General features: G+C 44.4%; 13 protein-coding genes. 6 read left to right on the forward strand and 7 right to left on the reverse strand.

The annotated features are described in order from the left end of the window. The first annotated feature begins 281 nt into the window (after window positions 1–281). From OSCI_RS15980 to fmt, 4 genes are all read left to right on the forward strand, one after another. A complete protein-coding gene (locus OSCI_RS15980) occupies window positions 282–650 on the forward strand; it encodes a YkgJ family cysteine cluster protein (protein WP_007356066.1) in 369 nt (122 codons plus the stop codon). Window positions 651–749: 99 nt separating this feature from the next. After that, entirely contained in the window at window positions 750–1181 is a 432-nt protein-coding gene (locus tag OSCI_RS15985) for a TMEM165/GDT1 family protein (protein WP_007356067.1), read from the forward strand. Window positions 1182–1213: 32 nt separating this feature from the next. Beyond that, window positions 1214–1501, forward strand: coding sequence for a TMEM165/GDT1 family protein (locus OSCI_RS15990; RefSeq protein WP_007356068.1), 288 nt, complete (start codon window positions 1214–1216; stop codon window positions 1499–1501). Window positions 1502–1710: 209 nt separating this feature from the next. Then, on the forward strand, window positions 1711–2733 hold the full coding sequence (gene fmt, locus OSCI_RS15995; protein WP_007356069.1) for a methionyl-tRNA formyltransferase: 1023 nt from the start codon (window positions 1711–1713) through the stop codon (window positions 2731–2733). 82 nt (window positions 2734–2815) lie between these two features. Here fmt and OSCI_RS16000 read toward each other — a convergent pair whose 3' ends face one another. Beyond that, entirely contained in the window at window positions 2816–3169 is a 354-nt protein-coding gene (locus OSCI_RS16000; RefSeq protein ID WP_007356070.1) for a DUF6464 family protein, read from the reverse strand. 468 nt (window positions 3170–3637) lie between these two features. Between OSCI_RS16000 and OSCI_RS16005 the strand changes: the two genes are divergently transcribed. Further along, window positions 3638–4027, forward strand: coding sequence for an allophanate hydrolase-related protein (locus tag OSCI_RS16005; RefSeq protein WP_007356071.1), 390 nt, complete (start codon window positions 3638–3640; stop codon window positions 4025–4027). A gap of 201 nt (window positions 4028–4228) precedes the next feature. Here the strand turns inward: OSCI_RS16005 and OSCI_RS16010 are convergent, their stop codons facing one another. The 6 genes from OSCI_RS16010 to OSCI_RS16035 all read right to left on the reverse strand — a co-directional run bounded on the left by OSCI_RS16010 (window position 4229) and on the right by OSCI_RS16035 (window position 10890). Continuing rightward, window positions 4229–4897, reverse strand: a complete 669-nt coding sequence (locus tag OSCI_RS16010; protein WP_007356072.1) for a cysteine hydrolase family protein — start codon at window positions 4895–4897, stop codon at window positions 4229–4231. Between the two features lie 173 nt (window positions 4898–5070). Continuing rightward, on the reverse strand, window positions 5071–6630 hold the full coding sequence (locus OSCI_RS16015; protein ID WP_007356073.1) for an ABC transporter ATP-binding protein: 1560 nt from the start codon (window positions 6628–6630) through the stop codon (window positions 5071–5073). Between the two features lie 42 nt (window positions 6631–6672). Next, on the reverse strand, window positions 6673–7356 hold the full coding sequence (locus OSCI_RS16020; RefSeq protein WP_007356074.1) for a cysteine hydrolase family protein: 684 nt from the start codon (window positions 7354–7356) through the stop codon (window positions 6673–6675). A 57-nt stretch (window positions 7357–7413) separates the two neighbouring features. After that, the gene (locus OSCI_RS16025; RefSeq protein WP_007356075.1) at window positions 7414–8343 is read right to left on the reverse strand and encodes an ABC transporter permease; all 930 of its coding nucleotides are present in this window, start codon (window positions 8341–8343) and stop codon (window positions 7414–7416) included. A gap of 135 nt (window positions 8344–8478) precedes the next feature. Next, window positions 8479–9558, reverse strand: coding sequence for an ABC transporter permease (locus OSCI_RS16030; RefSeq protein ID WP_007356076.1), 1080 nt, complete (start codon window positions 9556–9558; stop codon window positions 8479–8481). 129 nt (window positions 9559–9687) lie between these two features. Next, complete coding sequence (locus OSCI_RS16035; RefSeq protein WP_007356077.1) at window positions 9688–10890, reverse strand: BMP family ABC transporter substrate-binding protein; 1203 nt, start codon at window positions 10888–10890, stop codon at window positions 9688–9690. Window positions 10891–11120: 230 nt separating this feature from the next. On the opposite strand from OSCI_RS16035, the gene OSCI_RS16040 reads away from it, so the two are divergent. Next, on the forward strand, window positions 11121–14510 hold a 3390-nt coding region (locus OSCI_RS16040), incomplete at its 3' end, for a response regulator (RefSeq protein ID WP_052638546.1).

A 14510-nucleotide genomic window follows, 5' to 3' on the forward strand; every position in this document is an offset into this window, starting at 1 on the left:
AAAGCACGACTGCGGCGAGCGCAACTAGCTTAAAAATGCCTTCAAAGTTGATGCTGCTGAGATTGTTGACTAGATCGGTTAAAAAGTCCATTTTTCCTCTCGACTTTAATAAGTTTCGATAGCTCGGTGTATGAGAAAACACGCTTCTGATTTTACTTGGCGATCGCACCCTTTTTTTAAGTAACTTTACAAAAATCAATAAAACGCAAAAAATAATCAAATCAAGGCTATATTAGGGTGGGCATTGCCCATCTAGAGATGTTGACGAGCAATTATAGACAATGGCTACTTGGCGTTGTGTAAAGCAGTGTGGTGCTTGTTGTTACCTTGACCCAACAGAGCGCCCAGATTTGGATGAGTATTTATCTCCCGAAGAATTGGAGCTATACCTCAGCCTGGTAGGAGAGGATGGATGGTGTATAAATTTTGACCGCACTACGCGGGAATGCGGAATTTATGACGATCGCCCCCGCTTCTGTCGGGTGCAAGCTGACATTTTTCACGAGATGTATGGCGTTGAGGCCGAAGAAGTCAATGATTTTGCCATTGACTGTTGCGTGGAACACATTCAGGATATGTATGGCGATCGCTCTCTGGAAATGATCCGCTTTAACTCCGAAGTTGGCATCCTGGCCACTCCTGACATCTAACCACAGAAATAGTTTTGTTAGTGGGAGGGTTGCATTTTATCTGCTATTCTGGAAAAATGAAAAGAATCTGAAAATAAACAGCACTTAGCAAGATCGCCTGTGAAACTCTCTTCTTTCCCTCCCAGTTTGTCTGCTTCTTACTCACCTACTCCCTCTGGCGTAATTCCCCAACTCAAAGAAGTAGAACTAACATTAGAGCCAGCTTTAGTTGAGTGTGCTACTGAGCAGCATCAGCAGCACAAGGAACAGAAATCAAAGACTTGGGGAGTTTTTGCCTCCACTTTCGTGACTATCTTTTTAGCCGAAATCGGAGATAAAACCCAGTTAACAACTTTGCTGATGTCGGCTCAATCTCACTCTCCTTGGATCGTATTTGCAGGTGCAGGTTCCGCACTGGTGACAACCAGTTTACTCGGCGTTTTACTGGGACAGTGGCTAGGGACTCGGATTTCGCCTAAAACTTTAGAAAAATCGGCGGGTGTGAGTTTGCTGCTGATCTCGATGATGCTGGTGTGGGAAGTGCTGCACTAACTTTTTACTAACAATTGAAAATCAGCTATATCATGAACTGGCAACTTTTAGGATTAAGCTTTATTACAGTGTTTCTTTCAGAATTGGGAGATAAGAGTCAATTAGCTGCGATCGCCCTTGGTAGCAGTTCCAAATCTCCCCGCGCCGTCTTTTTCGGTACAGCTACGGCGCTGTTGTTAGCTACCTTAATAGGGGTTGTAGTTGGGGGTGGGGCGGCGGAGGTATTACCTACTCGCTGGCTAAAAGCGATCGCAGCGATCGGATTTGCCATTATGGGCGTGCGCCTACTTTGGCCCCGCCCAGATGTAGCTGAAGAATAATGGGTAATTGCTAATGGCTAATGGCTAATGGCTAATTACTAATTGCTAGTTGGATAGTAAAAGTATAGCAACCGCCAAGACCATTAGGGCATTTTAAATCGATCGCGCCGTTCGGCAAGCGCGATCGCGACGAAGCTCTTAGTTTTATTCTCTTTCCCTTCTTTCCCTTCTTCCCTAGCCCCTAGCCCCTTCTTCCCCTAGCCCCTATCATGAAAATTGTCTTTTTTGGTACTCCCCAGTTTGCAGTTCCTAGTTTAGAAAATTTACTAAATCATCCAGACTTTGAGGTGGTTGCGGTTGTTACTCAGCCAGATAAGCGCCGAGGGCGTGGCAATCAATTAATACCTTCCCCTGTTAAAATAACTGCTGTTGCTCACAATCTTCCAGTCTGGCAACCCCAACGAATTAAAAAAGATACTGAGACACTATCTTTACTAAAACAAACAGAAGCCGATCTATTTATAGTGGTAGCTTACGGTCAGATCCTTTCTCAAGAAATTTTGGATATGCCTCAGTTAGGCTGTATCAACGCTCACGGCTCAATCTTGCCAAAATATCGGGGGGCGGCACCGATTCAATGGTGTCTATATCACGGCGAAAAGGAAACTGGTATTACTACAATGCTAATGGATGCTGGTATGGATACTGGGGCAATGCTATTGAAAGCTTTTGCAGGGATTACTCTTTTAGATAATGCTGCAACATTGGCGGAAAGGTTATCAGAATTGGGAGCTGATTTATTAGTAGAAACTGTGTTAAAGTTAGGGAAAGATGAAGTGAAAGCGATTCCTCAAGATGCGTCAGAGGCAACTTATGCGCCGCTGATTAAAAATCCCGATTATGTACTCGATTGGTCGCAGAGTGCGATCGCACTTCACAATCAGATTAGAGGATTTTTCCCCGACTGTGTTACCAGTTTTCGCGGCAATTCGGCAAAAATTAGCGCTACTGCACCCCTGGGTTCTGAATACTGGTTAAAATTACCGCCAGATTTGCGGCGTTTAGAGCAAGATTGGTCAAGTTTATCTGAGCTTTCTGGTAAGTGTGGAGAAGTTGTAAAAGTTGTCAAAAATTTGGGGCCAATCGTGCAAACTGGCGAGGGTTTATTGTTGTTGCGCGAGGTGCAGTTAGCGGGGAAAAAAGTTCAGTCTGGATGGGATTTTGCTAATGGTACTCGCTTGGCTGTGGGGGAGGTTTTTGGTATAAAGAATGAAGATAAAGTAAATAATTAGTGAAGATGATGAAGCAACTTAAGAATGAGAGGAGACGCGATCGCCTCCATATTCTGAGACATCGCCCAAGCGATCGCGCAACTCATGATTTTTCGTAGAAGCGGCAGCGATCGCATGGCCCCTCTGGATTAACCGCACAGCGAATGATCTCCGATCGCGCACTATAGCGACAACTGGCATCGCCTATAACCCAGTGCCCCTCGACAAAACTCTTCTCTGTAGGCCGTTGTGCAGACTGCACGTACAAGTCAATTTTCTGCAAGCGATAGCGCCCCGATCGCAATTGATAGCGGTGACGGCGTTCTAAAACAGCATAAGTCTGACCTTTTAAATCGAGATAATTTCCCGGTTGCGGTGTCCAATCAAGCTGGACACTTCCCAGAGATTGGCGCGGGTGGGTAAGTATAACCTCTGTCGGTAAAGTTTCTTGTTCCATCTGCCTATATGTTCTATCTATTGCTGACTACAGGTCAAAGCGATAAAGATATTTTACCGCAGATCGAGGTAGAACAATATAGATGATGTTGCTTTCATTTGCATTCATTATGGGATTCATTTGGGGTCACAAAATATCTCTTTTATCAGTTTTCAATTGAGGAAATCAGGACTTACGCACCCAACCTCATAAACCGGGTTTTTTGACGAAAATACTTCGTCCCGACGCACAGATTCTCTCAAAAACCCGGTTTCTGGGACGACCTGCGTAAGTCCTATAAATTATACTTTTAATTAGCAATTGCTCGACAGTCAATCGTTTTTAATTAGCCATTAGCCATTAGCCATTAGCCATTAGCCATTAGTATATTTTTGATAATCGGAAATAAAAATAATAGAGATTTGAACGCTTTATCCTATAATAGGGGCGATCGCTTAGATTACTTATACGGAAATACCTGTTGTTGAAATGATCCAAACTGTATATCTTGCCGTTAATGGTACTTTGATGCGAGGTCTAGAGTTAAACCATAACTTGTTAGCAGTTGGCGGTAGCTTTGTGCGAGAGACTGTAACGGAACCCAGTTATCGGTTATGGTCAATTAAAGACCGTTATCCAGCTATGCTGCGAGTTGCAGATGGGGGAGTTGCGATCGCAGTTGAAGTTTGGGCTATACCTGCTGATGGTATCAGCGAAATATTATTAAAAGAACCCGCTGGATTATGCGTAGGTAAGGTACGTTTAGCTGACGGTGAAGAGGTTCTAGGAATTTTAGGCGAAGCTATCTTATGTGAGGGACAGCGCGAGATTACAGAATGGGGCGGATGGCGGCGTTATGTAAATAAGACTTACGCATAATTGTAATTGTTTCAGGACTTACGCACCCAACCTCATAAACCGGGTTTTTTGACGAAAATACTTCGTTTTGACCCACAGATTCTCTCAAAAACCCGGTTTCTGGGACTCTATGCGTAAGTCCTATCTATGTTTATAACGCCGCCCTCTGGGTGATATATTTACTACCGAAAGGGCGGCCTTACGTAAAACTTGCGTTAAATTTTAATGATTCAATGCTTTAAATAATTGCGTCGCCGTTGTCGTCCAGCCAATGATACCACCTTGGGCGCGAATCATCTCTAAAGTAGCTTGTTTGAACTCAGGAAAATAACTAGCAGTAGCATCTTCTATTAACAGACATTCATATCCTCTGTCATTAGCTTCGCGCATAGTTGTTTGCACGCAAACCTCTGTTGTCACCCCCGCAAAAATCAGGTGAGTAATGCCTTTTTCCTGCAACATCGATTCTAATTTAGTGCGAGAAAAAGCACCTTTACCTGGTTTTGAAAGCGCAATTTCGCCCGGTAGCGGCGCTAACTCTGGTATAATACCATTTCCGGCTTCACCTAATACGAGGATGCGACCCATTGGGCCGACATCTCCAATAGTTAACTTACCTTTTCCCCGTTTAATTTTAGAGATGGGACAATCAGATAAATCGCTATTATGGCCTTCTATAGTATGAAAAATGGGGAGGTTGAATTTGCGAAATTCCTCTAATAATTGCTTAACTGTAGGCACAATTGATTGCAGGAGTGAGACATCATTTCCTAATATTTCTCCAAAACCTCCTGGTTCTAGAAAGTCTCGCTGCATATCAATGACAATTAAGGCAACGCTGTTTAGATTTGGCAATTCATAGTCATAGGGTTTAGCTGGGATAGAAATCATTTTTTCACCTCTAATTTTAATTCTCAAGTAGGTTGGGTGTAGCGACAGCGAAACCCAACATTATATTAATGAATTGTAAGGTGGGCGCTCGCCGACAACTATCTTCTGCTATAAGTTACAGGCTGTTTGCGGCGAGCGCCCACCCTACTTAAGCATTGAGGGCAAATACAAGATTAATGTCCAGCCATATAGTGACCTATTTCGTGAATATCGACATCTGCAATCAGACTTTCATAAACCAGCTTACCGCCAGACATCACCACAATTCTGTCAGCTAATTTCAATAACTCATCCAAATCTTCACTCACTAATAGTACACCCACACCCTCATTTCTGGCCTCAACTAACTGGGAGTGAATATAGTCAACCGCCGCAAAATCTAACCCGAAACAGGGATTAGCAGCAATTAACAGATTAATGTTATGATTTGACAACTCTCTTGCTAGCACAGCTCGTTGTACATTACCACCAGAAAGATGACTAATTGGCGTATCTACTGAGGGAGTTTTCACCGAAAACTTCTCAATTAAAGCCATTGCAGCTAGTCGAATTTCCTTCAAAATTAGAAACAAATTGCCTTTAGCCATTGGCGCACGATCGAACTTTCGCAAAGCCATATTTTCGCCAACACTCATCTGGGGAACGCAAGCATTTCGTAGTGGTTCCTCTGGTAAGCAGAAAACCCGATGTTTGACTATTTCTGGACGAGTTGCTTTATAAACTTCTCCATTCACCATTAATAGTCCAGATGTCGGAATTCTCTGTCCTGCTAACACCTCTACTAATTCTCGCTGACCATTGCCAGAAACCCCGGCAATCCCGACAATTTCTCCCCTCCTAACTGTCAGATTTACAGATTTTACCGCCGCCAGTCCGTTGTCACCATTGGCACAAATATCTTCAATTTTGATGACAGGTTCTCCCGGAAGTTCGGCTAGTTTTTCTATTTGAATAGCGTTGCGTTCCTCACCCAACATCATCTTAGCCATTTCGGAAGTAGATAAGTCTTTAACTGACCCACTACCTGCAAATTTTCCCCTTCGCAAAACTGTAACTTCATCGGCAAATGATGTTACTTCTCGGAATTTATGGGTAATAAGTAACACGCTTAAACGTCCCGCACTCACTTCTTGTTTGAGTAAGCCTAAAACTTCATCAGCTTCATCTGGCGTGAGTACAGATGTGGGTTCATCGAGGATGAGAAACCGATTTTTGAGGTAGATTTGTTTCAGGATTTCTACCTTTTGCTTTTCTCCGGCTGCAAGTTGATTTGCTGGTTTGTACAAATCAACTTTAAATGGTGCAGTTTGTAGAAATGCTTCTAATTGTTCATATTCAGCTTTCCAGTTAATCACGTTAGGAGTATCTGGCCGCGTCAGCACTAAATTTTCTGCTACTGTCATTGAGGGAATGAGAGTAAAATGCTGATAAACCATGCCGATACTGTATTGATAAGCATCGTAAGGACTGTTAATAGTGCGCGGTTGTCCATCAATTATAATCTCTCCACTGTCAGCATTGTAGAAGCCCATGATACACTTCACTAGCGTACTTTTACCCGCTCCATTTTCACCTAGTAAAGCGTGAAAAGTTCCTGGTTTCAGGCGTGTTGAAACGTTATCAAGTGCTAAAAGAGAACCAAATCGCTTGGTGATGTTCACCAATTCGATATCGGGTGGCTGAGGGAGTTTTGAGCTGGGAGTGATGATTTCTGGATTGGGAATTTCTAGCATGGTTTTGCTCCTTGAATTAAAAGAAAGTGGTTTGTGAAATAACTACTCTTTAATGGCGCTAATTAATGCTTCCGAATCAGCGACAGCACCAAAAACGCCGCCTTGCATTTTAATCATCTTGAGTGCGGCTAGATGATTGCCATAATCTGTTGCACCGGTGCAGTCAGAAAGTAGCAAACATTCGTAACCTCTATCATTCGCATCCCGCATTGTGGTGTGGACGCAAACATCAGTTGTTATTCCTGCCAGAATAATATTTTGGATGCCTTTACGCCTTAGCAACATATCTAAATCTGTCGCGTAAAAAGAACCTTTTCCGGGTTTATCAATTACTGATTCTCCCGGTAAAGGAGCAAGTTCAGGAATAATTTCCCATCCAGTTTCACCGCGAATTAAAATTTTCCCGCAGGGGCCAGAGTCGCCAATTCCTGCACCAATTCTACGACTTCGCCACTGTTTATTTTCTGGTAAGTCTGATAAATCTGGTCGATGTCCTTCGCGGGTGTGGATGACGTGAAAGCCGAGATTTCGTACTATTTCTAATACCTTTTTTATTGGCTGAATTGGTGCGCGTGTCAGCGACAAATCATAACCCATTTTATCTACATAACCGCCAACTCCGCAGAAATCTATCTGCATATCAATAATTAGCAGCACTGTATTTTGTGGACGCAAATCACCGTTAAATGGATATGGATAGGGGTCAGATTCAACAAAACGTCCCATAAAAAATTTGAGATTGTAGTTTGCGAGCGAACATCACTAACCTTTAATCATTAACCTTTAATCATTGTCAGTTCCTAAAGCACCGGGAGCACCAATTGCTGTCCGAGTTGGCGAACAGGTAATCACCATTACTGCTAGGGTTAAGATGTAAGGTAAGGCATTAAACAAGTAGTAGTAAGAATCTACTCCTACTGATTGCAAAGCTGGCCCGATTGCTTGCGCTCCTCCAAATAATAAAGCTGCATATAAACATTGCACGGGATTCCAACGGGCAAAAATCACTAAGGCAACAGCCATTAATCCTTGACCGCTCGAAATCCTTTCTGTCCAACTTCCAGGGTAATAAAGAGATAGGTAAGCTCCGCCAATTCCTGCTAGGAAACTCCCGAAGATAATGCAGGCTGTCCGCACCAATTTTACTGGAATTCCCATCGCTCTAGCAGCAGCAGGATTGTCACCAACGGCACGGATAAACAACCCCCAGCGCGTGGATTTAAAAAACCACTGCATTGCTGGTGCTATGGCAACGCCGATGATAAATAAAGGGCTAATTTTTAAAGCTGATTGAATTGCTGGCTGATTAATCCAAGCGCCTAATTCAATGGTGGGTAATTGGGGTGCAACTGGTTGGATAAAAGGCTTGCCAAAAAAGAAAGCTAAACCGCTTCCGAAGATAATCATGGCAATGCCAACTGCTACATCGTTAACTTTGGGACGTTGGGATAGCCAAGCGTGAATTGCTCCTAATACCATCCCAGAAATTCCTGCTGCTAAAACGCCTAACCAAGGTGATTGAGTTAGATAGGATATGGCGTAGGCACTCATCGCACCCATTAATAAAGTGCCTTCTAAACCGAGGTTGATTTTGCCACTTTTTTCGGTCAGACATTCGCCGAGACTAACGAATAGAAAGGGTGCGCTTCCTCGCAGTGTTCCTGCTGCGATCGCGATCGGAACTCCCCACCAACCTAAAGTTTCTGTTGCCATAAGTGCTTAGTTATTAGTTGTTAGTCGTTAGTTGAAAGAAACCGGGTTTCTTAGAAAAATCTGCGATTGTAACTCGATATCTATGAAGAAACCCGGTTTCTGGCAGAGGATCACCCACCCTACGTTATTTTTCGTTTATCTGTCTTGTTGCTTGAAAAATGGTAATTTTCCATAAAGCGATTCACTGAAAAGAATCACCAAGAAAACCAACCCTTGGAAAACTAAAACTGTGGCATCTGGGAGGTTGTGCGATCGCTGCAAAATTCCCCCACTTGCTAAAATTCCACCTAACAAAATTGAAATTAGCACGGCAGCTAAAGGATTTTGTCGGGCAATAAATGCAACTAAAATGCCGCTGTAACCGTAACTTGCATTTAGGGATTCATTCGCCTTGCCGTGTACGGCTGCAACTTCTACCATCCCGGCTAAACCTGCACAAGCACCTCCCAGAAAACAGATGATTAATGTTAATTTACCTACTGGTAATCCGGCCATTCGTGCTGCTCGAACGTTACCACCTGCGGTGCGAACAGCAAAACCAAAGGTAGTTCGCTGAATCAAGACATAAGCGATCGCGCAAACAATTAGCCCAAAAATCAAGCCGTAGTGAACTCGCGTTCCCGGCAAAGTTCCCAGCATATTGACATCAGCGAGGGGATAGCTAGAAGGTTTGTTCAGGGAACTGGGATCGCGCATCGGGCCGCCGACTAAATGATTCAAAAGCGCGATCGCGATATAATTGAGCAACAAGCTGCTAATGGTTTCATTTACACCTCGGTAATACCGCAGCGCCCCGGCTAAGGCGATCCACAAACCACCGCTAATAATGCCTGCGATCGCCATTCCTAACTGCACAACAGTTGGCGGTGCGCTGTTTAAAGCTAAACCAGTGGCGATCGCGCCGAGTCCCCCCATGACGATCGCTCCCTCATTACCAATAATCACTAAGCCCAACCGAGCAGGTAAGACTGTACAGAGTGAACTTAACATCAAAGGCGCAGCCCGAATTAGGCTATTTTGGAAAGAAAACCAACTCCCAAAAGCTGCTTTATAAATCGAGCCATATACTGCTAACGGATTAGCACCTGCTGCGGCACAAAATATCCCGAATAATAATAGCGAAACCACTAAAGCAGCTATGGGAATAGTCACTGTTTCTAGTAGCGAACGCCAGTTTATTGAGGATGGATTTCCAGATACAACTTGAGTAGTCATAGGCTTAATTGGTAATTTATTAATTTTTCATTTTCCCTACCCAACCTACCTTCCTCCCATGTTTAGTTTTTAATTTTTAATTCTTTCATTCCTCCCATGTTTAATTTTTAATTTTTACTCTTTAATTCTTTAGGTACTTCCCAACACGCCTTCCACCAACCAAGTCATCTTTTCTAGTTCTGGATCTTGCTGTTTGAAGTCCTTGCCAGCAGGAATTACAATTTTCCCCGTATTATCCTTTAATTCCCCCTTATAAATTACTAAAGTGCCATCTAATAGCTTAGCCTGTGCCGCGTCAGCGTCCTTTTTTGCTTGTTCGCTCACCGCCGCACCATAGGGCGATAACTTACAAAAACCTTCCTTCAAACCACCACGTACCAAGTGAGAAATTCCGCCATCCATCAGGTTTTTGCCCGCTAAAAGCATCTCGGCATATTCTGAGTAAATTTTAGCCCAATCCCACTCAGCACCAGTCAGATATCCTTTAGGAGCTAAAGCTGCTTGATTCGTGTGGTATCCTGTACAGAAAATACCCCGTTTTTCCGCAGTTTCCATTACCACTTTGGGGCTGTCTACGTGACAAGTAATAACGTCAGTTCCTTGATCGACCATACTATTAGTCGCTTCAGCTTCTTTCACAGGTAAAGACCAATCACCTGTAAAAATTACTTGGGTTGTAATGTCGGGTTTAATGCTCCGGGCACCCAGAGTATAACTGTTAATATTTCGCACTACTTGGGGAATTGGTTTAGCTGCCACAAACCCTAATTTCCCGCTCTTAGAACTATGAGCTGCTACAATTCCAGCTACATATTGGGCTTCGTCGATATAGCCATAATAGCTACCTATATTGTTTGGGTGTTTGCTTGAATCGTAAAGCCCTCCTGCGTGGAAAAATTGAATGGTAGGATTCTCTTTTGCTACTTTGATAATATGGGGATCGAAATAACCAAAAGAAGTAGGAAATAGGACAGTTACTCCGTCCTGATTAATCATATTGAGCATGGTTTCTTCAGAGGCATTTGTTTCAGGAACGCTGGCCTCTTCGACTGTTTTCACCCCAGAGAGTTTGGAAACTCCTTCTTTCCCTTGCGCGTGAGCCTGATTCCAGCCATAATCATCTTTAGCACCAACGTAGATAAAGCCCATTGTCACTACTTTGGCCCCTGTGCCCGTAGATGGCGATTGCCCTGTAGGACTTTGGCTTTGTTGGGGTACAGTAGTTGGCGTGCATCCTGTTCCCAGACGCAAAGTAACTCCAAAAGCCCCTGCGGACAACAAACCGCGCACTACCTGACGACGACTTAAGGTTAAAGAACGTTTATTGCTCACTGCTGCTACTTTTCTCCGCAATTTTTTGAATTTTATGTAAATAATGAAATAAGATTAAAGCAGCTTCACTATAATTTGTTTGTAACTATTGATACAATTAATGTATATGTTGAAAACTCTAAAAACTGGTAGCTTTTTTCATTTCTACCAAAATCTATCTTGTTGAGTATCAAGAAGTGGGTTTAAGTGGCATTAATGTAGAGAACCTGTCGTTTTTAAAAGTAGTAGTGATGCTGGAAATCTGGACAAAACTTATAGACAGCAAATTAATTGCGTCTAGCTCATTTATTTCACACAAAGACTTTTATCTTTGGCAGCCAGAGTTAGTATGGTTGCACGCAGGCTTAGACTTAGCAATAGCTGCCGGTTGTTACTCAATTCTGGGGATGCTGGTGTATTTCCTCCACAAGCGCCGGGATCTGCGATTTCGGGTAATTTTCTGGTTATTTGCAGCCGCGATCGCTAGCTGGGGAACTGTTAGCATTACTGACTTGTGGACGCTGTGGCATTCTAGCTATTGGATATCAGCGTTTGCCAAAGCGATCGCGGCTACCATCTCGATATTAACAGCATTACTAGCAGTCGCGACGCTTCCCAAAGCTTTAGCGATGCCAAGTTATGCCGAACTAGAAGCCGAAATTCGCGATCGCCAAGCCACAGAAGCAGCCCTAAAAGCAAGCGAACAGCGCTTTCGAGCGATCTTTGACCAAGCTTTTCAACTGATTGCCCTCGTCGCCCCAGACGGTACACTCTTGGAAGTCAACCAAACAGCCTTGGATTTTGGGGGCATTACCCGCGTTGGTGTCATTGGTAAACCATTCTGGGAAACGCCTTGGTGGACTGGGGAGAAGGAAGAGAAGGAAGAAGGAAGAAGGAAGAAGGAAGAAGGAAGGGAAGAGAGGGAACATAGAGAAATAGACATCTCCGTTGCCAAACTTAAAACTTTAGAAAATCCGACTCAAAACCCGACTCAAAAGCGCTTGCAAAATGCGATCGCGGCGGCGGCTAGGGGCGAACTGATTCGCACAGAATTTGACATACCTTGTATAGACGGAACGATCGTTACCCTCGATGCTTCCTTCAAACCTGCATTTGACCAGACAGGGGAATTTAATCCGATCATCATTGAAGGGCGCGATATCACCGCACACCTCCGAACAGAAGCGGAATTGCGGCAATACAAAAAACACCTGGAATTGATGGTGGAAGAGCGCACAGCCGCCCTCACAAAGCTCAACGAACTGATGCAGCAGGAAATAGTCGAACGCCGCCAAGCTGAGTGGGCTCTGCGACGTAGTGAAGAACGCTTTCAAAAATTGGCCGCCAATGTGCCGGGAATGATTTACCAGTTTTGCATTTCAGCAGAGGGATCGATCTCCTTTCCCTTCACCAGTTGTGGTGCTCGCGAAATCTACGAGATCGAATCAGAAGAAATTCAGCAGAATGCGGCGCTGGTGATTGAGATGATACACCCAGAAGATAGCCAAAGGGTATTGGACTCGATCGCCCTCTCTGCTGAAAATTTGACACCCTGGACGCAGGAATATCGAATTAACACGCCTTCTGGCAAGTTGAAGTGGATTTGGGCCTCGTCTCGACCCGAAAGGCAAGAAAATGGGGATATTCTCTGGGATGGCTTGACGATGGATATTAGCGATCGCAAGTTGCGCGAAGTTGAGCTAGAAAAAGAACGCCAACAACTACAACAGATTATCTCTTGCACCCCCGTAGCAATGGCAATGTTCGACACGGAAATGCGCTATCTCGCTCACAGCGAGAAATGGATGGCGGATAACTGCCTGCCAGTTCAGTCCGCGATCGGGATGTGCCAGTACGATTTGCTTCCAAATATGCCCGAACGCTGGCGCAAACAGTTAAATTCTTCACTGCAAGGAGAGATCGCCTCCTGTCCAGAAGATGTCTGGGAATGGGAAGATGGCATCAAAGTTTACCTGCGTTGGGCAATTCATCCCTGGTATAATACTAGCGGCGAAATCGGTGGTGTTGTCGTCGTCACTCACCAAATCGGCGAACTCGTGGAAGCTAGAGAAGCGGCGATCGCAACGGCCAAACTTAAGTCTCATTTCCTTGCTAATATGAGCCACGAAATCCGTACACCGATGAACGGTGTATTGGGAATGGCTCAATTATTGTTAGAAACAAATCTTGCACCCAAACAGCGCGAGTGTGCCGAAATCATCCGCAGTAGCGCCCATCATCTACTCAGCGTCATTAACGATATACTCGACTTCTCAAAGCTGGAAGCGGGAAAGATGCAGCTAGAAGAGATCGACTTTGACTTAAACTCCTGCATTGAAGAAGTCGTCGAGTTACTAGCAGCTCAGGCAGAAATTAAAAGACTGGAATTAGCAATTTTAATTTATAGTGCCGTGCCGCGATCGCTCAGAGGCGATCCGAGCCGTTTACGCCAAATCCTATTAAATTTAGTCGCCAATGCGATTAAGTTTACAGAAGAAGGCGAAGTCATGGTGCAAGTCGCTCTGCGCGATCGAACTTCGACCTCAGTTTTCCTCCGTTTTGCAGTGACAGATACCGGCATTGGTATTTCCCCAGAAGCTCAGAAAAAACTATTTCAATCCTTTTCTCAAGTAGACGCTTCTACCACTCGCGAGTACGGAGGTACTGGTTTGGGATTAGCAATTTGCAAGCAGTTGACTGAACGGATGGGAGGAGAAATTGGGGTAGAAAGCGAGGTGGGTAAAGGCTCAACTTTCTGGTTTACAGTAGAGCTAAGCAAACAGACTAATATGATTTCTCCCGCTGTTTCTTTGGCTCTAACTGGCCGCCGGTTGCTATTAGGAACGGCCCCTCCTAGAACTCGCCAAGTCCTGCAATATTTGGCTCACACCTGGGGGATGCGATCGGATGCAGCGGCAGACTGTGCAAGGCTTTTGGCTACTTTGCGAAAATCGGGTCAGCAGAAAAGACCTTACGATGCGGTTTTGCTGGATTTACAGTTAGTAGAACAGGGAGAAAATTTGTTAGTTGAAGTCATTCGCTCTCACCCAGAGTTTGCCCAAACCAAGTTTTTATTGATGACTTCTCTGCAACAGCGAGATTCTGCGATCGCAGACAGATTTGCCCAGCGTCTCCGACAAATATTCCGCAAAGACTGCTGCGATTTTATCCTCAAACCTGTTAGACCTTCCCAGCTATTCGATCGGCTTTTATGGATCGCTGAAAAACGGTTAGTAACACAAACGAAACCAGCAACAGACGATAACCAAGTAACAATTTTAGTAGCAGAAGATCACCCCGTTAACCGACAAGTTATTCTTGCTCAGTTAGAAGTTTTGGGCTATGAAGCTGAGTGTGCTGATAACGGTCAGGAAGCTCTGAGATTGTTGGCGGAGAAAAACTACGATATTGTGTTAATGGATGGTCAAATGCCAGTATTGGACGGCTATGAGGCGACGCAGGAGTTACGGCGGCGGGAAGCAGCAAATAGCGATCGCCACACCGTAGTGATCGCGCTAACAGCTCATGCCTTACCACAAGATCGAGATAAATGTCTAGCCGCCGGTATGGATGACTATCTCAGCAAACCCGTTGACCTCAAAGAGTTAGAAAGGATCTTAGAGCAGTGGAGGCGGGGGAGG

Origin of the sequence: Kamptonema sp. PCC 6506 (assembly GCF_000180455.1) — a bacterium.
Classification (GTDB): domain Bacteria; phylum Cyanobacteriota; class Cyanobacteriia; order Cyanobacteriales; family Microcoleaceae; genus Kamptonema; species Kamptonema formosum.